Origin of the sequence: Bacillus thuringiensis, from assembly GCF_001182785.1 — a bacterium.
Taxonomy (GTDB): Bacteria; Bacillota; Bacilli; order Bacillales; family Bacillaceae_G; genus Bacillus_A; species Bacillus_A thuringiensis_S.
In genome coordinates, this window is record NZ_CP012099.1 from 4,391,861 (window position 1) to 4,413,194 (window position 21,334).

Here is a 21,334-nt window from a genome sequence, read left to right on the forward strand (position 1 = left end):
AAAATCTCCTTCGCTTTTTCTATTAATTAAATGTAATGTTATGTACAGCATCCTTATCAAGACGTTTAATAACTTCTACAATTAACTTTACTGCATTTTCATAATCATCACGGTGTAACATTGCTGCATGTGAATGGATATAGCGTGTTGCAATTGTAATTGCCATAGAAGGAATACCGTTTACAGCAATGTGAATCGCACCCGCATCAGTTCCCCCGCCGGCTACTGAATCATATTGATACGGGATTTGTAATTCATCAGCAACATCAACTACGAAATCACGTAAACCTGTATGTCCAATAACAGAAGCATCATATAAAATGATTTGTGGTCCATCGCCCATTTTACTTTGCGCTTCTTTTGACGTTACACCCGGTGTATCTCCAGCGATACCAACATCTACTGCGAACGCGATATCTGGTTTAATATAATTCGCGGATGTTTTTGCGCCACGAAGACCAACTTCTTCTTGTACAGTTCCAACGCCGTATACAACGTTTGGATGCTTTTCATCTTTTAATTGTTTTAATACGTCAATTGCAATTGCACAACCGATTCGGTTATCCCATGCTTTTGCGAGCAACATTTTTTCATTTTTCATCACTTGGAATTCAAAATAAGGTACAACTTGATCTCCTGGTCGTACGCCCCACTCCATCGCTTCTTCTTGGCTAGAAGCACCAATATCGATGAACATGTCTTTAATTTCAACTGGCTTTTTACGTGCTTCTGGAGGTAAAATGTGCGGTGGTTTTGAACCAATTACACCTGTTACATCTCCTTTACGCGTTACAATCGTCACGCGCTGTGCAAGCATAACTTGTGACCACCAGCCACCAACCGTTTGGAAACGAAGGAAACCTTTGTCATCAATTTGCGTAATCATAAAGCCAACTTCATCTAAATGACCTGCAACCATAATTTTTGGGCCGTTTTCTTCCCCTACTTTTTTCGCAACTAAACTTCCTAAATTATCAGTAGAAAGTTCGTCCGCAAACGGCTCAATATATTTCTTCATTACTTCACGTGGCTCACGTTCATTACCAGCAATACCACGTGCATCCGTTAATTCTTTTAGCATTGTCAATGTCGCGTCTAATTTTGTCATTGCCAACACCCTCCTTTTTCTTCAGTCAATTCATTATACAATAATTAAATTGAAATATTCAAAAATTAAATTAGTATCCTTGTGTTTGACGCTGATGATTAACTTCATTTTTATCTAAATATGCTTTTTCAATCTCTTCTTGCTCAAATTCAAGTGCTTGTCCAAGTCGAAGATAGCTCGTAAATAATTCAATATAGTTTGTAATAGATGGTTGATCTGTAAAACGAATTACTTTCGCATATGTGTCTAAGAAAATTTCCACTTGTGTTTTATTCGTTTGTGCACATTTATAGAATAGGAAGTTTTTATCAATACCTAAATCAATTCCGATTGATAAAATAAAATGCAAACCATCTACGTATTCTTCTAATATTACTTCACGTTCCGAAGCTGGTTTGTTGCTCCAATATTTAAAACAACGTGTTTCATTTGCAAGTTCTCCAATTTCTACAAGAAGAGCTAACATTTTTTCTTTTAACAATTTTTTCGGTTGTAAGTCATGTTCTTTTGCAATACGGTCATCTAATTCTTTTTGTAATTTAAATAGTTGTAGTAAGTCCATTCTATTGTCCTCCTCCAACATCGCATGTTACGCAACAATGTTGTTTCATCTCAAAATTCATTATTATGTTTCAGTTCTTATGAATAAGTCAGCTATCTACCTCTTTATAAAATAGCTTGTCCTTAATTTGCAAATACGTTTCAGTCATCGCTCTTAAATTGTTCATCTGATGAAAGTTCCATATCATCTTTCCATTATAGCAGTGTCGTTTCGGCTAGGAAAGATACTCTTCTTTCCAAACGTGCATAATTAAAAAAAGCCAGGAGGATTCTCCTGACTTCATATATATATTCTTCTATATCACTATAGTTTTTATGTTGATTTTGTCATATCGATAACAACACATCCGTTAGTCTTTAGAACTTCAAACTTCTCTCTGAATACAAACAAAAAACCTTAGAAGAAAATTCTTCTAAGGTTTCAACTAATTAATTAGTTAATGTTGTTTTTTGCAACTGTTGCTAATTCAGCGAAAGCTTTTTCGTCATGAACAGCTAAGTCAGCAAGCATCTTGCGGTTAACTTCGATGCCAGCATTTTTTAAACCGTGCATTAAGCGGCTGTAAGAAAGACCATTCATACGAGCTGCTGCGTTGATACGTGTGATCCATAATTTACGGAAGTCACGTTTCTTTTGACGACGGTCACGGAATGCATACATTAGAGATTTCATAACCTGTTGGTTAGCAACCTTGAATAATGTATTTTTTGAACCGTAGTAACCTTTTGCTAATTTTATAACTTTTTTACGACGTTGACGAGTAACTGTACCACCTTTTACTCTTGGCATAATATTACCTCCTAATTGTTCTATATATCAGCCGAACTTATTTTAAGTTGTCAAGCATTTGACGAATGCGTTTGAAGTCACCAGCGCTTACTACACCAGCTTTACGTAGTTTACGTTTAGCTTTTGTAGATTTGTTAGCGAATAAATGGCTTGTGTAAGCGTGAGAACGTTTCAGTTTACCTGATCCAGTCTTTTTGAAACGCTTTGCAGCGCCGCGATGAGTTTTTTGTTTAGGCATAGGTATTTCCTCCTCTATCTATTACTTATCGTTTTTCGGTGCTAAAACTAAGAACATACTGCGTCCTTCCATTTTAGGCTTAGATTCAACTGTACTAACTTCAGCACAAGCTTCTGAGAAGCGATCTAAAACACGTTGACCGATTTCTTTATGAGTAATGGCACGTCCTTTAAAGCGAATTGACGCTTTAACCTTGTCGCCTTTCTCTAAAAACTTGATAGCATTACGAAGTTTTGTGTTAAAGTCGTGTTCATCAATTGTTGGACTTAAACGAACTTCTTTCATGCTAATTACTTTTTGATTTTTGCGCTGCTCTTTTTCTTTCTTCTGTTGCTCAAAGCGGAATTTACCGTAGTCCATAATGCGGCATACTGGCGGTTTCGCATTTGGAGCAACTAATACTAAATCAAGATTAAGATTTGCAGCTAAGTCTAAAGCGTCATTACGAGACTTGATTCCAAGTTGATCGCCATTTGCGCCAACTAAACGTACTTCACGTGCACGAATTTGCTCGTTAATCATCATATCCTTGCTAATAGTAAGCCACCTCCAAGGTTTTCTCAGAACATATTTTGTAGTCATAGAACCCGACAAAAAAAGTGCGGGCATACGACACCCACACTTGTAAAATCTTAAGTAAGAAATACATTTACCTGCTAACTGCGAATGCGTCCATCAGGTGAGAAGCGGGTGCTTCTACTTGTTCCACAAAACAATATTCTATTATCCTTGATGAGTTTATCATAGGACATGACGTCTGTCAAGAAGACGCGATGTGTTTTACTAACAACAAGAAATATTGTAACAAACAACTAACATACTTGCAATACTTTTTTATGATAAGTGGTACATGGTTATTTTTTCTAATTCTCCTCAAGTATATTACATAAAAAAGCCGCGGTATACCGCGGCTTTTTCTTATCGTTTTCCTTCTACTTTAATCATGTCAACAAAAGCATCTAATGCGATTGTTTCTGATTTTTGTTCACCATATTTACGTACGTTTACGCCGTTTTCAGTTACTTCATTGTCACCTACTACAAGCATGTACGGAATTTTTTGCATTTGTGCTTCACGGATTTTGTAACCGATCTTCTCTTCACGAGTGTCTAATTCAACACGGATACCCGCACGACGCAATTCGTCTTGTACTTTCTTCGCATAGTCTAAATGTACTTGCGGAGAAACTGGAATTACTTGTACTTGAACTGGAGCTAACCAAGTTGGGAATGCACCTTTGTATTCTTCAATTAAGAAGGCTACGAAGCGTTCCATAGTTGATACAACACCACGGTGAATTACAACTGGACGATGTTGCTTACCGTCTTCGCCAACATAAGTTAATTCAAAGCGTTCTGGAAGTAAGAAGTCTAATTGTACAGTTGAAAGTGTTTCGTCTTTTCCAAGAGCAGTACGGACTTGAACATCAAGTTTTGGACCGTAGAATGCCGCTTCACCTTCAGCTTCATAGTAATCAAGACCCATTTCATCCATAGCTTCTTTTAACATACCTTGTGCTTTTTCCCACATCTCATCATCCGCATAATACTTTTTAGTATCTGCTGGGTCGCGATAAGATAGACGGAATGAGTAGTTCTCTAAACCGAAATCTTTGTACACTTCTAGCGTTAAGTTTACAACACGTTTTAACTCTTCTTTAATTTGATCTGGACGAACGAAAATGTGCGCATCGTTTAAAGTCATTCCGCGTACACGTTGTAATCCAGATAACGCACCTGACATTTCATAACGGTGCATTGTTCCAAGTTCCGCAATACGGATTGGTAATTCACGGTAGCTGTGAATATCATTTTTATAAACCATCATATGGTGAGGACAGTTCATTGGACGAAGAACTAATTCTTCATTATCCATTTCCATTGATGGGAACATGCCATCACGGTAGTGATTCCAGTGACCAGAAGTTTCATATAACTCTCTACTTCCTAATACTGGAGTGTATACGTGATCATAGCCTAAGCTTGCTTCTTTATCAACGATGTAACGCTCGATAATACGACGAATTGTTGCACCCTTTGGTAACCAAAGTGGTAAACCTTGTCCTACTTTTTGGCTATTAGTAAATAGTTTTAATTCTTTACCTAATTTACGGTGATCGCGCTCTTTCGCTTCTTCAAGCATACGTAAGTGCTCATCTAATTCTGCTTTCTTAACGAATGCAGTACCGTAAATACGTTGTAACATTTTATTATTGCTATCGCCGCGCCAGTAAGCACCTGCAACGCTTAATAATTTAAACACTTTAATTTTCCCTGTAGATGGAAGGTGAACACCACGGCAAAGGTCGAAGAATTCGCCTTGCTCATAGATTGAAATAACTGCATCCTCTGGAAGATCGTTAATTAAATCTAATTTTAACTCATCACCAATTTCTTCAAAGCGACGAAGTGCTTCTGCACGTGGTACTTCGTGACGAACGATTTCTAAGTTCTCGTTCACGATTTTTTGCATTTCTTTTTCGATTTTCTTGAAGTCTTCAACTGTAATTGCTTCTTCCATATCAATATCGTAGTAGAAGCCATTTTCGATTACTGGACCAATACCAAGTTCAAGCTTAACATCTTTATATAAACGTTTTAACGCTTGTGCTAATAGGTGGGCTGTTGAATGGCGTAAAATGTATAAGCCATCTTCAGAATCTAATGTAATAATAGAAACTGCTCCATCTTCTTCGATTGGTGTAACAAGATCAATCATCTCATCGTTTAATTTTCCAGCCACAGCTTTTTTCTTTAAGCCTGGGCTAATAGAAGCTGCGATTTCTTCAGTTGTTACGCCTTTTGGAAACTCCTTCACAGCTCCATCAGGGAAAGTAATTTTAACTACATCTGCCATCACTGGTCACTCCTCTTTTTCTCAAAATAAAAAACACTCATCCCGTAAAAAGGGACGAGTGTTGAATTCGTGGTTCCACCCTTGTTCCAATTAACATAATCGTTAATTGCTCAAGTTCAACATAACGGTGTTGTCCGTTAGCAATTACTAAAAGAATCGTTCACTGCTAAAGTTTAGAGGTGGTAAGTAATAATCCCGTAATAGGAAGCTCACACCCTAAGGCTTCCCTCTCTGAAAATCGTAGAAAACTACTCATGTCCTCATCATGACATTTCAATATATTTCATTTATGTAGGTAATTATATGCTCAAAAACTTAGAAAATCAAGGGCGTTACCTTTATTTTTTAAATTTTTCACATTGCGCTCAAAATCATGTAATCCATGTAATTGGACCCGTTCTTGAAACACATTTCGCAAAGTAATAATCATATTATGGTCTTGTTCTTTCGTATATAAATAAATCTTTTTTGGCGAAATAGAAAGAAGCGGCGCAATTACTTTCGTATCAATATATACATCATTTTGTTTTAATAATTCCTCATCTATATATTGGACCAACTTCTCCTGTTTTAAACGTCTACCTTTATCATCATAAAAGATAAAGCTTTCATCAAAAACAAGATGCACACAGGACAATCGTGATTTACGGCTACTCACTTGTTGCCGAAGCGTCTCAATAAACATTTGGTATTCTTGTTCCATCTTATACTCATCAATTGCCACTTCCGCAAGTTTAGCCACCATTTCCCTATATGTACGAAGACGAAAACGGATATATGATGAAAACGAGAATGAGAGCGGATCACAAAGCCAATTATTTAAAGAAGACTTAATATATGACTCAAATGCGTTACGCGTTAAATCCTGAGCTACCCCTTTTCTTCTTCCCTTTAAAATCTCATGTGCCATGTGCAATATTTGATGACACTCTTCTTGTTCTTCATAAAAAAACTTTTCTTTTAAGATCGTATAAATCCACTCATTTTGTTTCACATTCACAATGAAATACACCATTACTGGCAATAAGATCTTTTCAATATAATTCGATTCACGTACTGGTATGTGAATCACCACTTTTTGTTCCTGTAAATACACACTCGTTTCCTTATATAATACTTCCGCTCTTTTCAGCAATTGTCTATATACGTGCATAGCATCATTTTTTTCTTCGAAGCAAATTTCAATCACTTTTGTCCCCCCTTTTATCCCTGCTCTAAAGGACTGTATCTATACGTTACAAATCCTATAAGAGTCCGTCCCGCGTGAAGTTCACTCTTAGTAGAATTACATTTCCTATCGTTAGAAAATCCACTCAATATGGCTTGCTAATTTTATATATATTAAGGGAGGGAGAAAAAAATGATACAAGCTACTATGAATTTTTTTATTGTATACTTTACTCATTACTAAAGGGAGGTATCTGAATGTTTGAATATAAATTCGTAAAAGTCGAATTTCATTGGGGGCTCACTCGCTCAAAACTAGCTGAAGACTACCAAGAAATTATTCAAGAACATGCTAGAGATGACTGGAGGTTCGTACAGATTGTTGCCCCTACGATTGGCAGTTCTAGACAACCTGAATATTTCGATCTCATATTTGAAAAGAAAATATCACTATAATACAAAAGAGCAAGCTTCTCAGCTTGCTCTTTTACTTATGACGACGGTTTTTCCCACCAATTGGAATTGGTTTCGCTAAATATTTAATTCGTTCCATAATACGTGCTGCCTTCATTTCTTCAGCCTCACCACGCTGTGTATACGTTAAATGATGTTCCAGTTGTTTAAAATCAAAATTAGACGTAAAGAACGTCGGTAAGTTTTCTAACATACGGAATTGCAAGATTGCACCAAGCACATCGTCACGCACAAAGCTCGACATCGCTTCTGCCCCGATATCATCTAACATTAGAACTTGTACGCGTTTAACCGCATCAATTTTTTCGCCAATCGAATTATCTTGAATCGAACTTTTAATTTCACGTAAAAATTCCGGGAAGTATACGAGCATCGAACTTATTTTCTTTCGAGCAAGCTCGTTCGCAATTGCTCCTAAAAGGTAAGTTTTCCCTACACCAAATTTACCGTACAAATATAAACCTTGTGCTTTTTTTCCTGGTTCATATGTACTTAAAAATTCATTCGCTGCACCAATCGCATCGATACGTGCATTTAAATCAGAAGGGTCTAAGTTTTCCATAGTTGCCTGTAAAATATCCGTTGGCATATATACACTTTGAACGAGTTTTTCATATTTCTTTCTCTCGTCATATGCTACTTTTCTAACGCAGCGATCGTATTGAATATCAATCATTTTCCCTTGAATAACAAGCTTTGGCTCATACCCTTGCAGCATATTTTTACATGCACCCAAATCCGGACAATCTACGCAACCTACACTTTGTCCAATATATTCATATAACTTCACAAGACTGCGCTCAATCATAGAAGTCGTTACTTCACCTTTATGTTCGTCTATAAATTCTTTCACACGCGGATGCGCCATTACTTCTGCCTTTAATACTTCATATCTATTTTTAAAGTTTTCATTTTCCATTAATTTTGTAAATGAATTTTGAATATGCTCCATTTTCTCACCTCAAAGAGCGTTCATTCTCTTCTATTAATCACGCTTATATTTTTTTAACACTTCTTCTAATCGTTTTCGTTCATCTTCTAGCGTACTTGCATCTTTTTCTACACTTACATCTTTCTTCGCTGTTTCTTTCTCTTGTTCTTTCGGCTCTTCTTCCTTAAGCCAATCTGGCACCATTTCTTTTCGTACCGTTTTCTTCGCCGTACGGCCTTTTTTCTTCGTCTCAGCCCACTCTTGATATTGACGATTCTCTTCTTTCGCTAACGCCATCGCTTCCGCTACTGTGCCGACCTTTTTACGTGCCCAATGCCCAGCAATCTTCTCAACATACGTTTTCGCAAGTTTCATATCTGAGCGTAGCATAACGTAATAAATAAGTACATTCACAACTCCTGGTGTCAATTTTTGATTAATCATGACATCTTCAACAATTTGCAAGTCCGCTTTCGTTGCCTCTGCACCACCAGAAATCTCTTTCAATAGTTGTTTTGGCGAGATTTCCTCTAGCTGCTTTATTAGCATCTCCTCTTGTGATGAAGGCTCTTTCTCTTTCATCGTACGTGCAGCATGAGGCTGTACTCTTTCACTTAGTACCGGTAATGCTTGACCATTTTCAAATTGATACCAATCGCGCGCTCCTTTTCTAAGCCTTTCCATATCAATTGTTTGCATCTCTGTCACCGCACCAAGAACGATATTTTGCATCGATAACACATCTACACCATACACGTAAGCAAGTGTTATAACGCAGTCTCTTACTTGATCTGTAATCGCCTTTTTAGGAACAAGAGCGGACAATCCATCTACAAATAAAGAGAAATCAAAGAAATCATTCCAAACTTTCGGAGCGTCTCCCTTCTCGTTACTTGGCATAGTTGTCGTTTTTGGAATACGAAGGTCTTCTTGCGCATGCTCAAGCTGTCCTGGATTAAACGAACCAAACACATCATTGAAAGAGCGCGTAACATTTTCATAAGAAGCAAAATCAAATTCTTCTTCTAAGAAATATTGCTTTACTTGATTATATTTTGTCCGACTCAATCGATTGTATAAAAAGATACTTAAAACAATATCATCAAAAAACTGCTTCGGAGATAAAGGTGGTTGCAATTCATATATGAACATTCGAATATCTTTTTCTTTCTTAATATATACCTTCAAAAGCCCAATTGCCTCTAACTTTACTCGTTCCTCATATATTTCAGGAAGTTGCATTTGCATAGTCACCATAAGGGAATGATGTGTATTCTCTTTTCCAAATACACGATCTTGCTCTAGCTCCCCCCATAGTGTCATGTATAAGCTAAAAGCTCTACTACCTATTAACGGCTGATACAACATCGTTAATACTTTTCGGTCGTAATTATGCAGTAGCCCTTTCGCACTTACTTTATAACGATCAATCGGCAATAGCTCCATCCATGATTGTTTTTCCATTCTTGCTTTTCCTTTCTCTCATCCAATCTATCCTCTACTTCATTCGCTCTATCTTCATTATATAAATTCTTAGTGAAAAAGAGCTATTAGCTTACGCTTCTAGCTCTTTTATCCTATTACTTACGGTATGTAAAGAGAATAAAATACAACTTCTACTCTCTTTCTTTTTGCAGTATATCTTTTAATTCTTCAATAAATACATTTAAATCTTTAAATTGACGATATACAGAAGCAAAGCGTACGTAAGCAACATCATCAATATCGCGAAGTTCTTCCATAACAATTTCACCAATCATATCACTTTTCACTTCTGATATACCTAAATTACGCAGTTCACGTTCCACGCTTTGTGTTACTTCTTCTAATTGTCTTAAAGATACTGGTCTTTTTTCACACGCTTTAATTAAACCGCGTAAAATCTTTTCTTTATTAAACTCTTCTCTTGTGCCTTCTTTTTTAACAACGATAAGAGGTGACTCTTCTACCCTTTCAAAGGTCGTAAAGCGACTTAAACAACTTTCACACTCTCTTCTTCTTCGAATAGAGCGCCCCTCGTCTACCGGACGCGAATCTAACACTCTTGTACCATTATGAGAACAGGATGGACAACGCAATTCATTCACTCCTTTACACTATACTCTTTATTTTTCTCTACTCAATTCACCTAAAATATATATACAATATTATATAACTCATTCTAACTCTCTTACCACTTTAAGTTTCAGCGCATCACTTTATCATCTCATACTTAAAAATAAGATGGTATATAGGGCACTACCTCATTTGCAAGAGTCCAATTTATTCAACTAACAAGTACGTTATATTTTCCCTTTTTTATAAACTAAAAAAGAGGTGCATTATACACCTCTTTACATTTTAAATCAATTATGTTCTTTTTTAAAGAGCTTTTGTTTCTCTCTGCTTAATTTCGAAGCTACCAGTGCCTCGAGGAAGCTCGATGCTCTCACGCGTTTTCGCGTTTAAACCTTCTGCAATATATTCTGCAGCAACATTTGGATCAATACGATCCCCACAAGTATAAACATCAATACTTGCGTAACCGTGCTCCGGAAAGCTATGAATTGTTAAATGTGATTCTGAGATAATTACTACTCCACTTACACCTTGTGGTGCAAATTTATGGAAAGCAACCTCACGCACTTCAGCACCAGCTCTTAGTGCTGCATCCACAAATAATTGTTCAATATACGGCATGTCATTAAGCTTGTCGAAATCGCAATCCCAAAGTTCAGCGATCACGTGACGACCCATCGTATCCATAGTATCCATTCTACAGTTCCCCCTTGTAAATTTATTCTAACTGTTCGAATTGAAAACTAATTTGCAATTTGGCTTGCTCCACTACCACGGGGGAAAGTTAGTCCAGAGAGGTCCTAACCCTTTAAGTAGTGACTACGTACCTCAGCTCTTAAGTTTACGAGTGTTAGTATACTTTGTTTATTTTCATTTTGCAACAACAGTTTTTTCGATTTTCTGTCATATTTTCCTCTTTACTTTTCCCTAAAAAAAATAAACGATTCACAAATGCAGTAATCACAACGTTTCGTGGTATGTCCACTTTTTAAAATATACTTATATAATTTTTTTCCTTTTCAGAAAAAAATAAAAAAAGAGGGCAAATATTGCCTTGCCCTCTCCCTCATTCACTTAAATGTGTTGCACATTTTCTTGTTTCGCTAACTCTTCAACAACTAACGTTACAAGATCTACAACACGACGAGAGTAGCCCCACTCGTTATCATACCAAGCAAGTACTTTCACTTTACGATCACCCATTACCATTGTAGATAAACCATCAATAATAGCTGAGTGTGTATTTGTATTAAAGTCGATAGATACTAAAGGCTCTTCGCTGAATTCTACAATACCTTTTAACGCACCGTTTGCAACAGTTTTGAATGCATCGTTAATAGCTTCAACTGTTACATCACGTTTTACGTCTACTACTAAGTCAACAAGAGACACGTTTGGCGTTGGTACACGAAGTGCCATACCATGAAGTTTTCCGTTTAAATGCGGAAGAACTTTTGCTAGCGCTTTCGCAGCACCTGTCGTTGTCGGAATAATTGATTGTCCGCAAGCACGTGCTCTTCTTAAATCTTTATGTGGGTTATCAATATTTTTTTGGTCATTTGTATAAGCGTGAACTGTCGTCATTAAACCGTTTTCAATTCCGAACTGCTCATCTAACACCTTAACAACAGGCGCTAAACAGTTTGTTGTACAAGATGCATTTGAAATAACAGTATGTTTTGTAATATCTAATTGGTCTTCGTTCACACCAACTACAATTGTTACATCTTCATTTTTACCAGGCGCTGTTAAAATAACTTTTTTCGCTCCAGCTTCAACGTGAAGAATTGCTTTTTCTTTCGAATTAAATTTACCAGTTGCTTCAATTACAACTTCAACACCTAAATCTGTCCAAGGCAATTCCTTTGGATCGCGGTTGTTTAAAAGGCGAATCATTTTTCCATCAACTAATAAGTGATCTTCAAATGCTTCTACTGTTCCGTCAAACTTGCCATGAACTGTATCATATTTAATTAAGTGTGCTAACGTTTCAGATGGATAGCTTGCATTGATTGCTACAATTTCGAATGCGCTTTCTTTTATTGCTTGACGAAATACCATTCTCCCAATACGTCCAAATCCATTAATTGCCACACGAGTCATAATATGTTATCCCCCTTGAATGCGTTATACTATTTATCTCCAATCCCAATAATAGTATAACACAAAAAGGGGATATGTCACTAAGCATTTTCATTAATTTCACAATTTTTTAGTCAATAATGTTCCACTTCTTTAAAATTACCTGCAATTGTGTTTTCGTTCCCATAATTGTGCCATCATTATTTATCACTTCATCTGCATTTTTCACTTTTTCTGCTAACGGCATTTGAGATTGAATACGAGCTGTCGCTTCTTCTTCCGAAAAACCATTTCGTTTCATCAAACGTTCTAATTGTGTATCAGGCGTAACTGCTACAACTAAAATGCGGTCAACGAGACTTGTTAATTTGCTTTCAAATAAGAGAGGAATATCTAACACAATCGCTTGCATACCTTCTTTTATGTACATTTCCTTTTGTCTATTCATTTCCTCACGCACTGCAGGATGCACAATTTTATTTAACTGCAATCGTTTTTCTTCATTATAGAAAACGATGCTTCCCAATTTTGGACGATCCAGTTCCCCATCTTGTTGTATCACTTCCGCTCCAAACACTTCTACTATTTTGTTATATGCTGGTTTTCCTTGCTCTACAACTTCTCTTGCAATAATATCTGCATCAATAACTGGTATGCTCAGTTCACGAAACATTTCTGATACCGTACTTTTTCCGCTTGCAATGCCTCCCGTTAATCCAATTACTACTGTCATAATAATCCTCCTCATAATAAAAGGCGCGAAACTAATGTTCCACGCCCATACTTACATTTTCCAAATTCCAATAATGATGAGTAATACTCCAGGCAGGAATGTGAATTTTTGTAACCACTTCATATTTGATAAAACCGTTCCAAGTTTCATTCCAATAAATAAAAACAAAGAACTCATAACTGCAACTAATATCGCCATCATAGCGGGTGCATACCCTAATAAAGATGCACCAATTCCGGCACCAAATGAATCTACAGAAAGAGCTATACCAAGAAGTAATGCTTCTCCTGCAGAAATGGTGCCTGATTTATCAAAATCTGCAACAGTCGGTTTCCGTAAAATTTGAATCACTAGCCCTAGCGAGGCAATCTCTAATTTCCAGACCTTCTCCTCTTGCTTCGATTCTTCTTTTTTCTCACTTCGAAAAAATTGATATAATACCCAAATCCCTATTCCAATAAGAACAAGCCCACCGATACGCGTTGCGATAACAGGTGAAAATACTTTCGCGATCATATGTCCAATTCCCATTGAAACAAGCATAACAGCCGCTGAACACATTCCGATAATTATAATTGATCTTAGTGGAATTCTTACGCTTCTTAAACCATATGTTAGCCCTACACTACAGCTATCTAAGCTTAATGTAAAAGCTAATAAAATAAGAGATAAATAAAGGTACATCGGTAAGCTCCTCCCTTATACATAGCTCTGCTGTATGTATATGACAAATGCCTATCCGATGTTATCTCTTTTCTATATTCTTGGCTGACAAATTGGGCAGTAATGCGTTCCTCTTCCGCCAACAACTGTTTTTTCTAATATCGTACCGCAAGTTACACACGGTTCTCCTTTTTTTCCGTATACATTTAGGAGTTCTTGGAACGAACCAATTTGCCCTTGTGAGTTGATATACGTCCGAATTGTACTTCCGCCACGTTTTACTGCTTCGCCTAGCGTTGTAACGGTAGCCTCATAAATCCGCTCAATTTCTTCTACTGTTAAAGACGAAGCTTCTCGTTCCGGATGAATTCGAGAACGGAATAAGACTTCATCAACATATATATTTCCAAGCCCTACTAAAAGACGCTGGTCCAATAGCACAACTTTTATTTTACGATTTGTCTTTTTCAATCTTTCTTGTAAATACTGCGGTGTCAATTCAGCATCAAACGGCTCCGGACCTAAGTCAGCAAGAGGCATTTGGTTCATCTCTTCACCTTTCTTAAAGAGATGCATCGTACCAAACTTTCTCACATCTTTATAATGTAATTCAGTTCCATCTGTAAATAAGAAACGGACGTGCGTATGTTTATCAATCGGCTCATCCTCTTGATGTAGTAAAAACTTACCTTCCATACGCAAATGTGAAACAATAACATAATTTGTTACATATAGAAGCAAAAACTTTCCTCTTCGCTTTATATTTTCAATCTTCTCGCCTTTTAGCATTTCTTTAAAGATTTCTGCATCATCTGGTCGTTTCACTATTTTTGGATAAGTAACAATGACATCTTCAATCGTTTTTCCTGTTACAAGATTTTCAAGTGTCCGTCTGACGTTTTCAACCTCTGGTAATTCAGGCATTTCATCACTTCCTTATTTTGCGTCGTACCAAGTTGGACCGTAAGAATAATCAACTTTCAGCGGAACTGCGAGTTCAATTGCATGCTCCATTACTTCAGGTACAAGCTTCTCTAATTTTTCAATTTCTTCTTTTGGTGCTTCAAATATTAATTCATCGTGTACTTGCAGAAGAAGACGCGCTTGTAATCCTTCTTCTTCTAAACGATCTGCCATAATAATCATCGCTTTTTTAATAATATCTGCTGCAGTACCTTGAATTGGTGTATTCATCGCTGTACGCTCAGCGAAGCTACGTAAATTGAAATTACGACTCGTAATTTCTGGAATATAACGACGACGATTTAATAATGTAGCCACATATCCTTTTTGTTTCGCATCTTTTACGATGTCCTCCATGTATTCTTGTACACCAGGGAAACTTTCTAAATACTTTTCAATAAATTCCGCTGCTGCTTTTCTTGTAATTCCTAAGTTTTGTGAAAGACCATAATCACTAATACCATACACAATTCCGAAGTTAACAGCTTTCGCTTGTCGCCTCATATTTGAAGTTACTTCATCTTTTTCAACGCCAAATACATCCATAGCTGTTTTCGTATGAATATCCATGTCATGCTGGAATGCATCAACTAACCCTTTATCATTTGCAATATGAGCTAATACACGCAGTTCGATTTGTGAATAGTCAGCCGCATACATAATCCAACCTTCTTCTGATGGAACAAATGCCTGACGAATCTTTCTTCCTTCTTCTAATCGAATCGGGATATTTTGCAAGTTCGGATCCGTTGAACTTAATCGACCTGTTTGCGTTAATACTTGATTAAAGCGAGTATGAATTTTAGATGAATCTTCATGTACAACTTTCAGTAAACCTTCAATATAAGTTGAATTTAGTTTCCCTAATTGACGATAATGTAAAATGTTTGGAATAATCTCATGGCGATCCATAAGCTTTTCTAATACATCGGCTGACGTAGAATAACCTGTTTTCGTCTTTTTAATAACCGGTAAGTTTAAGTTCTCAAACAGAATTACACCAAGCTGCTTCGGTGAATTAATATTAAATTCTGTTCCCGCAAGCTTATAAATTTCCTGTTCCATTTCCTTTAATCTACCTGCAAGTTCTTCTCCCATATTACGAAGACGCTCCGTATCAACTTTTACACCTTTTACTTCCATATCAGCTAATACACGCGCAAGTGGCAATTCTAACTCTGTAAACAGTTCATATTGCTCATTCTTCTCTAACTCTTCAACGAATGTTTGCTTTACATCATATAATACATGCACTTTACGAGCTACATGCTCCGCTACTACATCTAACTCTGGAACAGCTCGTTTTGCACCTTTTCCGTAAACTTCTTCATCAGATTTCACAGCATGTGTTTCTTTCATTTTCGCTACAGTACGGAAATCTTTATCCGTATCGGCTGGATCAAGTAAATAAGCAGCGATTAATAAATCAAAATCAATCCCTTGAATATCTATCCCATTCCATTTAAGTGCAACGATCGCTCGCTTCGCATCAAATGTATGCTTTCTCATTTCTCCATTTGCAAGCCATGCTTTAAAAGCATCCGATGCAAGAGCAATATCCTTCTGAATAAAGTAGCAACCATTTTCATTTTGAATACCAAAGCCTTGAATGTCCGCCTTATGATAATTATCTTCTTGCACTTCAACAATAAGTGCACTATCTTGCTGAAGCATTTCTTCTGTAACTTCTTCCACAATATCAAATGTAATATCATCTAATTCAGCTGGAGCTGTTTCTTCTGGCGTAACGCCTAATTTATTTAAAAGAGATGTAAATCCTAAACTCTCGAACATTGGAATCACATCACTTGCTTCATATCCTTTATACGCCATATCATCCACATGAACTGTAATCGGTGCATCTGTAATAATAGTCGCAAGATCTTTACTCATAAGAGCTTGTTCTTTATTTTCTTCCAGTTTTTCTTTTAATTTCTTCCCGCTTACTTGATCTAGATTTTCATACACTTCTTCAACCGTTCCAAACTGTGTTAACAATTTAATCGCCGTTTTTTCACCAACTCCTGGTACACCCGGAATATTATCTGATTGGTCTCCCATTAAACCTTTCATATCGATAATTTGCTTTGGTGATAAGCTATATTTTTCAAATAAAGCTTCTTTCGTATATTCATCTACTTCCGTAATCCCTTTTCGCGGAATACATACAAGCGTGTTATCAGAAACAAGTTGAAGTAAATCTTTATCTCCTGAAATAACTTTTACACTTGCTCCTTGTTCACTCGCTTCTTTTGCTAGCGTTCCCATAATATCATCCGCTTCATAATTTTCTAATTCATAACGCGGTACGTTGAATGCATCCAGCATCTCACGAATAAACGGGAACTGCTCTGATAATTCAGGTGGAGTCTTTTGACGTCCTCCTTTATACTCACTATACGTTTTATGACGGAATGTCGTTTTACCCGCATCAAATGCTACTAACATATGCGTCGGTTTTTCTTCCTCTAATATTCTCATTAACATCATTGTAAAACCGTAAATTGCGTTCGTATGTATACCTTTGTCGTTATTTAAAAGCGGTAGTGCAAAGAAAGCACGATACGCGATATTATTACCATCTACTAATACGACCTTTTTTTCCAAATCAGAAACCTCCCCATACAAATTTGAAATGATTTTTCTCATAGAAAAAAACCGTTCCTTTCCTCTCTCTATATTAACATGACTAATAGAGAGAAGAAAAATAACGGTTATTTTCTTTCATATATAAAACAGACTTATATTGGCATAAAGGGAAGTGACGAGAACAGCTTAACTATTCTCGTCCAAAATTACTCCTTGGATGAAGGGGTTTTCATGTATTATATTAACAGAGCTTTATTAATATTTAATTAAGCCATTGTTAATATATTGTAAACATCCTTCATCCTATTTTTCAGTAGCTGATTTTGGTAAAACAACTGTAAATGTTGTCCCTTCCCCAACTTCACTATCCACTGTAATTGTACCGTGATGCGCCTCTACTAAATGCTTTACAATTGATAATCCAAGGCCTGTACCACCAGTATTTCTACTTCTCGCTTTATCCACTCGGTAAAAGCGTTCAAAAATACGCGGAATTTCCTCTTTACTAATACCAATTCCAGTATCCGATACTTTTATATAAGCATTATATTTATCTTCCGCTAACTCTACTGAAACAACGCCTCCAGCCGGTGTATATACAATCGCATTATTAATTAAATTAATAAAGATTTGTTTCAAACGACTTGGATCTCCAATAACAGAGGCACGTTTTAATACATTCACTTGTAAAGAGATTTCTTTTTCTCCTGCCTTATTATCAAGCACCATATGAATATCTTCAAGTAGCCCCTTCATGTCAACGGTTCCCATATTTAATTTAAATCCTTGTTGTTCGATTTTCGACAAATCTAATAAATCTTCAATTAACCCTTGCATACGCTCACTTTCTTTTAAAATAATGTGCAAGAAATGTTCGCAGAATTTTTTATTATCCATCGCTCCGTCTAAGAGTGTTTCTGAAAAACCTTTAATAGAAGTAATCGGTGTCTTTAATTCATGAGAAACATTCGCTAAAAAGTCTTTTCTCATTTGTTCTAATTTCTTTAACTCTGTTATGTCATGGAATACGAGAACAATCCCTTTCCATTCATGGTTTGTCCCGATAATCGGCGCTCCATATACTTCGAAATGCTTCCGCTCAATTCCAAGTGGCAATAACATTTGTTTACGCACTTTCACTTCTGTCATAAAGATTTCTTCTACAAGCTCAATAATTTCTGTATGATGAAACGATTCATAATATAAGCGATCTAAATATTCTTCATCTGTTACGTGGAAAGTTTCCTTATAAGAGCGGTTTACAAGGTTTATATATCCGCGGCTATCAATTAAAATCATTCCGCTTCCCATATTTTCAATTAACGTATGCAGACGATCTTGCTGCATTTCTTGTTCAAGTGTCATCTCTTGTAAGTTACGAGCTAAAATATTAATCGCTTTACTCAGCATTCCTGTTTCATCCGAATGACTTTCGTATGCACGCGCTTTATAATTCCCCTTTGCCAATTCAATTGCAACTTTCGTAACCGATTCAATTGGCCTAATATATTGCCCTGTAATTTTCATACCTAAAAATACAACTACAAGACAAGCAATGACAAATCCGATAATTAATAATCCCCACGTTTTTTGATGTACGTCTTTTAAAGGATCGATTGTACTTTTCACCAAAACGTATCCTTGTTTTCCTTCTACATCTTGAACGAACACCGCATGATAAAATTCATTCTTTCGATCTGTCTCTTTCGTAATCACTTTACTTCGTTGTTTTGCCAATTCCGAAGTAAGTTCTTTAATCGTCTCTGGACTAAATGCCAATTCTTGTCCTTTTCTATATTGAACTTTCTTTTTTTCATCCACAAATACGATAGAAGCTGGTATTTTTTCTTCTAACTTTTCAAATACGTATGGATTTTTTAAGACATTATCAAAACCTTGCTCTTCTGCTAACGCCGCAACATACTCCGTCTCTTTTACCATTCTCTCTTTAGCATGATCTATATAGTAGTTTTCAAACACAGTTTCTAGCAATAAACCTAGTCCAACTAAAATAAATACAATAAGAGAAACAAATGTAAAAAGAAGCCTGGAACGAAATTTATTCATTCCCTTTTGGCTCCTCTAATTTATATCCTAAACCACGTATCGTTTTAATGTACGTCGGTTTTTTCGTATTTTGTTCAATTTTATCGCGCAAATGGCTAATATGAACATCAACAATTCGCGTATCACCAGCAAAATCATAATTCCATACAGCACTTAATAATTGATCACGCGTCAACACGCGACTTTTATTTTTCGCAAGATACACAAGTAGTTCAAATTCTTTTGGTGTTAATTCAAGCTTTCTTCCTTGGAAATAAGCCTCATAAAACTCCGGTAAAATTTTAAGTTCTGCAATTGTGATGCTATCTTCATCTGGCGCTTCTGCAACTTGTTCTTCTTGTTGTAATTTCATGCGGCGCAAAATCGCCTTCACACGAGCAACAACTTCCCTTGGACTAAATGGCTTCGTCATATAATCATCTGCCCCAAGTTCAAGGCCTAGCACCTTATCAAACTCATCATCTTTTGCCGTTAACATTAAAATCGGCGTCATAACGCGCTGCAATCGTAATTCTTTACACACTTCCATACCATCCATTTTCGGAAGCATTAAATCTAATATAATTAAATCTGGGCGTTCTGTTGTCGCTTTTTGAAGCGCCATTTCTCCATCCATCGCTGTTATAACTTCAAACCCAGCTTGTTGTAAATTAAATTCGATTAAAGTTAAGATAAATTCCTCATCATCAACTACTAAAATACGATTGTTCATTCTTTTCCTCCAAGTTATAGACTTGAAACCTTCTTCATCCTAGTATTTTCCCCGTTATTCTCATCATACTAGAAAACAGGGTCCCTCTCAATATAATTGTCTATTCATGGAGATCGTTTGTTTAGAATTGAGAAAATAGACGTAATTACACTTTACCTGCAACTACACAGGATTTTGCCAAACTTTATAGATTACTCTCTCTTCTTTAAAGCTCACTTCCGTATGAACTATAAAATCTTGATTTTGCGCTAGGAAAAACGCAAGCGCATACGCTATTTTATAATCTAGTGTTTCATATCCATCAAATACTCTTCCATACATTTCATTTGCAACGCCGTCTGCTCACACTTCAGCTTCTCGTATCGTTTCAAAGATAACTTCTTCTTTTTCCACCTCATCTTAAAGAATCATTCCTTCCATTGACTTAAATTATTAAATTATAATATAGTAAATATTGTTAATTTAATAATCTGAATATAAAAAAAGGAGGTTCTATTATGCGACTATTACTACCTATTTTAACTTTAGTAGTAACATGTTTCCTTACTTTTAACGTACCGAGCTGGGATACGATTAAAACGGGGTGCTCAGAATTTGCTGAAGGGTTCAAAGAAGGATTCTTCAACTAAAAATAGCGCTAGCATCCTTATTCACGGTATGCTAGCGCTATTCATATTTTCATCTTTTAAAAATTATCTAATGCTTTTTCCATAATGGAAACAGATTTATAAGGTGGCGTTACTGTTAATGAACCCTTTACAACAGTTTCTCCTTTTTCATCATGAGCAGATACAAGCATATCAATTGTATGTTCCTCCTCAGAAACAGCCACAACTTCAAAGTGGATTTGTAACGTTTCATAATGGTGAACATGCTTCACGAACGTAAGGTCCTTCCTAGTAATATGACTTCCTGGACCCGGTAAATATTTCGTAACTGCCGTTGTAATCATTCCCGTTAGCATAATGCTTGGTACAATCGGCTTTTCATACGGAGTTTGGGATGCGTAATCATGCTGAATATATAATGGATTGGCATCATTCGTTAACCCTAAGTACAATAACAAATCTTTATCCTCAATTTTTTCAGTGATAGATAATTTCTCTCCTACTGTAATCTCATCCATTTTACGACCAATTTGAACTTTTTTCTTTAACATGTTACAACCCCCTCCGATTTTTTCACCTTATTATCCTACTAAAAGCGATACCTTATCCGAAATTTACTATGATGAGGGCAATGTATAGTATAAATCTATAGTTTCATTATAGGATACTACAAATGATAGCGTTTTCATATTATTTCGAAAAAACAATTCGGTAAATAGTAGAAAAAGATTCGG

The 21,334-nt window shown here is 36.3% G+C and carries 22 protein-coding genes and 2 other annotated features; of the genes, 2 read left to right on the plus strand and 20 right to left on the minus strand.

Features of this window, described 5'->3' with window-relative positions; genetic code table 11:
* Nucleotides 1-22: 22 nt before the first annotated feature.
* The 7 genes from AC241_RS22635 to ytxC all read right to left on the minus strand — a co-directional run bounded on the left by AC241_RS22635 (nucleotide 23) and on the right by ytxC (nucleotide 6,742).
* Complete coding sequence (locus AC241_RS22635; protein WP_000163554.1) at nucleotides 23-1,108, minus strand: M42 family metallopeptidase; 1,086 nt, start codon at nucleotides 1,106-1,108, stop codon at nucleotides 23-25.
* 70 nt (nucleotides 1,109-1,178) lie between these two features.
* The gene (locus tag AC241_RS22640; RefSeq protein WP_000365050.1) at nucleotides 1,179-1,670 is read right to left on the minus strand and encodes a dUTP diphosphatase; all 492 of its coding nucleotides are present in this window, start codon (nucleotides 1,668-1,670) and stop codon (nucleotides 1,179-1,181) included.
* A gap of 432 nt (nucleotides 1,671-2,102) precedes the next feature.
* Nucleotides 2,103-2,459, minus strand: coding sequence for a 50S ribosomal protein L20 (rplT, locus tag AC241_RS22645; protein ID WP_001138362.1), 357 nt, complete (start codon nucleotides 2,457-2,459; stop codon nucleotides 2,103-2,105).
* A 37-nt stretch (nucleotides 2,460-2,496) separates the two neighbouring features.
* Nucleotides 2,497-2,697: a 50S ribosomal protein L35 gene (gene rpmI, locus AC241_RS22650; protein ID WP_001125945.1), complete on the minus strand. Its 201-nt coding sequence runs from the start codon at nucleotides 2,695-2,697 to the stop codon at nucleotides 2,497-2,499.
* Nucleotides 2,698-2,718: 21 nt separating this feature from the next.
* Complete coding sequence (infC, locus tag AC241_RS22655; protein WP_000973215.1) at nucleotides 2,719-3,222, minus strand: translation initiation factor IF-3; 504 nt, start codon at nucleotides 3,220-3,222, stop codon at nucleotides 2,719-2,721.
* Nucleotides 3,223-3,284: 62 nt separating this feature from the next.
* Nucleotides 3,285-3,405 (minus strand) — a sequence feature (ribosomal protein L20 leader region).
* A 210-nt stretch (nucleotides 3,406-3,615) separates the two neighbouring features.
* Nucleotides 3,616-5,553 carry a threonine--tRNA ligase gene (gene thrS / locus AC241_RS22660; protein WP_000786077.1) on the minus strand — a complete coding sequence of 646 codons (1,938 nt, stop codon included), beginning with the start codon at nucleotides 5,551-5,553 and terminating at the stop codon, nucleotides 3,616-3,618.
* 47 nt (nucleotides 5,554-5,600) lie between these two features.
* Nucleotides 5,601-5,829 (minus strand) — a binding site (T-box leader).
* 31 nt (nucleotides 5,830-5,860) lie between these two features.
* On the minus strand, nucleotides 5,861-6,742 hold the full coding sequence (ytxC, locus tag AC241_RS22665; RefSeq protein WP_016080107.1) for a putative sporulation protein YtxC: 882 nt from the start codon (nucleotides 6,740-6,742) through the stop codon (nucleotides 5,861-5,863).
* A 236-nt stretch (nucleotides 6,743-6,978) separates the two neighbouring features.
* Between ytxC and AC241_RS22670 the strand changes: the two genes are divergently transcribed.
* Nucleotides 6,979-7,176 carry a DUF4177 domain-containing protein gene (locus AC241_RS22670; protein WP_050844571.1) on the plus strand — a complete coding sequence of 66 codons (198 nt, stop codon included), beginning with the start codon at nucleotides 6,979-6,981 and terminating at the stop codon, nucleotides 7,174-7,176.
* 31 nt (nucleotides 7,177-7,207) lie between these two features.
* Here the strand turns inward: AC241_RS22670 and dnaI are convergent, their stop codons facing one another.
* From dnaI to AC241_RS22730, 12 genes are all read right to left on the minus strand, one after another.
* Nucleotides 7,208-8,146 carry a primosomal protein DnaI gene (dnaI, locus tag AC241_RS22675; protein ID WP_000400120.1) on the minus strand — a complete coding sequence of 313 codons (939 nt, stop codon included), beginning with the start codon at nucleotides 8,144-8,146 and terminating at the stop codon, nucleotides 7,208-7,210.
* 33 nt (nucleotides 8,147-8,179) lie between these two features.
* On the minus strand, nucleotides 8,180-9,589 hold the full coding sequence (locus AC241_RS22680) for a replication initiation and membrane attachment family protein (RefSeq protein ID WP_050844572.1): 1,410 nt from the start codon (nucleotides 9,587-9,589) through the stop codon (nucleotides 8,180-8,182).
* A gap of 152 nt (nucleotides 9,590-9,741) precedes the next feature.
* Nucleotides 9,742-10,203: a transcriptional regulator NrdR gene (nrdR, locus tag AC241_RS22685; protein ID WP_001203687.1), complete on the minus strand. Its 462-nt coding sequence runs from the start codon at nucleotides 10,201-10,203 to the stop codon at nucleotides 9,742-9,744.
* 283 nt (nucleotides 10,204-10,486) lie between these two features.
* Nucleotides 10,487-10,870, minus strand: a complete 384-nt coding sequence (gene speD, locus AC241_RS22690; RefSeq protein ID WP_002003660.1) for an adenosylmethionine decarboxylase — start codon at nucleotides 10,868-10,870, stop codon at nucleotides 10,487-10,489.
* 387 nt (nucleotides 10,871-11,257) lie between these two features.
* Nucleotides 11,258-12,286 (minus strand): glyceraldehyde-3-phosphate dehydrogenase, encoded by a 1,029-nt coding sequence (locus AC241_RS22695; protein ID WP_000198974.1) that lies wholly within the window; start codon nucleotides 12,284-12,286, stop codon nucleotides 11,258-11,260.
* Between the two features lie 109 nt (nucleotides 12,287-12,395).
* Nucleotides 12,396-12,998 carry a dephospho-CoA kinase gene (gene coaE / locus AC241_RS22700; protein WP_029443389.1) on the minus strand — a complete coding sequence of 201 codons (603 nt, stop codon included), beginning with the start codon at nucleotides 12,996-12,998 and terminating at the stop codon, nucleotides 12,396-12,398.
* 51 nt (nucleotides 12,999-13,049) lie between these two features.
* Complete coding sequence (gene ytaF, locus AC241_RS22705) at nucleotides 13,050-13,682, minus strand: sporulation membrane protein YtaF (protein WP_029443390.1); 633 nt, start codon at nucleotides 13,680-13,682, stop codon at nucleotides 13,050-13,052.
* Between the two features lie 72 nt (nucleotides 13,683-13,754).
* Complete coding sequence (gene mutM, locus AC241_RS22710; RefSeq protein WP_016080104.1) at nucleotides 13,755-14,585, minus strand: DNA-formamidopyrimidine glycosylase; 831 nt, start codon at nucleotides 14,583-14,585, stop codon at nucleotides 13,755-13,757.
* 12 nt (nucleotides 14,586-14,597) lie between these two features.
* The gene (gene polA / locus AC241_RS22715) at nucleotides 14,598-17,231 is read right to left on the minus strand and encodes a DNA polymerase I (RefSeq protein WP_016080103.1); all 2,634 of its coding nucleotides are present in this window, start codon (nucleotides 17,229-17,231) and stop codon (nucleotides 14,598-14,600) included.
* Nucleotides 17,232-17,516: 285 nt separating this feature from the next.
* Nucleotides 17,517-19,280, minus strand: coding sequence for a sensory box histidine kinase PhoR (gene phoR / locus AC241_RS22720; protein ID WP_001032099.1), 1,764 nt, complete (start codon nucleotides 19,278-19,280; stop codon nucleotides 17,517-17,519).
* Nucleotides 19,273-19,992, minus strand: coding sequence for a two-component system response regulator PhoP (phoP, locus tag AC241_RS22725; RefSeq protein WP_050844573.1), 720 nt, complete (start codon nucleotides 19,990-19,992; stop codon nucleotides 19,273-19,275). Before phoP ends, phoR begins: the two co-directional genes overlap by 8 nt.
* Nucleotides 19,993-20,154: 162 nt before the next feature.
* Nucleotides 20,155-20,313, minus strand: coding sequence for a hypothetical protein (locus AC241_RS22730; protein ID WP_050844574.1), 159 nt, complete (start codon nucleotides 20,311-20,313; stop codon nucleotides 20,155-20,157).
* Between the two features lie 176 nt (nucleotides 20,314-20,489).
* On the opposite strand from AC241_RS22730, the gene AC241_RS35725 reads away from it, so the two are divergent.
* On the plus strand, nucleotides 20,490-20,621 hold the full coding sequence (locus AC241_RS35725; RefSeq protein ID WP_001238014.1) for a hypothetical protein: 132 nt from the start codon (nucleotides 20,490-20,492) through the stop codon (nucleotides 20,619-20,621).
* 56 nt (nucleotides 20,622-20,677) lie between these two features.
* On the opposite strand, the gene AC241_RS22735 is transcribed toward AC241_RS35725, so the two are convergent.
* Nucleotides 20,678-21,151: a MaoC family dehydratase gene (locus AC241_RS22735; RefSeq protein WP_000914181.1), complete on the minus strand. Its 474-nt coding sequence runs from the start codon at nucleotides 21,149-21,151 to the stop codon at nucleotides 20,678-20,680.
* Between the last annotated feature and the right edge of the window lie 183 nt (nucleotides 21,152-21,334).

Coding starts and splice junctions, on each gene's coding strand:
- AC241_RS22635 (WP_000163554.1), bottom strand. CDS start 1,108: ATGACAAAATTAGACGCGACATTGACAATGCTAAAAGAATTAACGGAT.
- AC241_RS22640 (WP_000365050.1), bottom strand. CDS start 1,670: ATGGACTTACTACAACTATTTAAATTACAAAAAGAATTAGATGACCGT.
- rplT (WP_001138362.1), bottom strand. CDS start 2,459: ATGCCAAGAGTAAAAGGTGGTACAGTTACTCGTCAACGTCGTAAAAAA.
- rpmI (WP_001125945.1), bottom strand. CDS start 2,697: ATGCCTAAACAAAAAACTCATCGCGGCGCTGCAAAGCGTTTCAAAAAG.
- infC (WP_000973215.1), bottom strand. CDS start 3,222: ATGATGATTAACGAGCAAATTCGTGCACGTGAAGTACGTTTAGTTGGC.
- thrS (WP_000786077.1), bottom strand. CDS start 5,553: ATGGCAGATGTAGTTAAAATTACTTTCCCTGATGGAGCTGTGAAGGAG.
- AC241_RS22670 (WP_050844571.1), top strand. CDS start 6,979: ATGTTTGAATATAAATTCGTAAAAGTCGAATTTCATTGGGGGCTCACT.
- dnaI (WP_000400120.1), bottom strand. CDS start 8,146: ATGGAGCATATTCAAAATTCATTTACAAAATTAATGGAAAATGAAAAC.
- AC241_RS22680 (WP_050844572.1), bottom strand. CDS start 9,589: ATGGAAAAACAATCATGGATGGAGCTATTGCCGATTGATCGTTATAAA.
- speD (WP_002003660.1), bottom strand. CDS start 10,870: ATGGATACGATGGGTCGTCACGTGATCGCTGAACTTTGGGATTGCGAT.
- AC241_RS22695 (WP_000198974.1), bottom strand. CDS start 12,286: ATGACTCGTGTGGCAATTAATGGATTTGGACGTATTGGGAGAATGGTA.
- coaE (WP_029443389.1), bottom strand. CDS start 12,998: ATGACAGTAGTAATTGGATTAACGGGAGGCATTGCAAGCGGAAAAAGT.
- ytaF (WP_029443390.1), bottom strand. CDS start 13,682: ATGTACCTTTATTTATCTCTTATTTTATTAGCTTTTACATTAAGCTTA.
- mutM (WP_016080104.1), bottom strand. CDS start 14,585: ATGCCTGAATTACCAGAGGTTGAAAACGTCAGACGGACACTTGAAAAT.
- phoR (WP_001032099.1), bottom strand. CDS start 19,280: ATGAATAAATTTCGTTCCAGGCTTCTTTTTACATTTGTTTCTCTTATT.
- phoP (WP_050844573.1), bottom strand. CDS start 19,992: ATGAACAATCGTATTTTAGTAGTTGATGATGAGGAATTTATCTTAACT.
- AC241_RS22730 (WP_050844574.1), bottom strand. CDS start 20,313: ATGTATGGAAGAGTATTTGATGGATATGAAACACTAGATTATAAAATA.
- AC241_RS35725 (WP_001238014.1), top strand. CDS start 20,490: ATGCGACTATTACTACCTATTTTAACTTTAGTAGTAACATGTTTCCTT.
- AC241_RS22735 (WP_000914181.1), bottom strand. CDS start 21,151: ATGTTAAAGAAAAAAGTTCAAATTGGTCGTAAAATGGATGAGATTACA.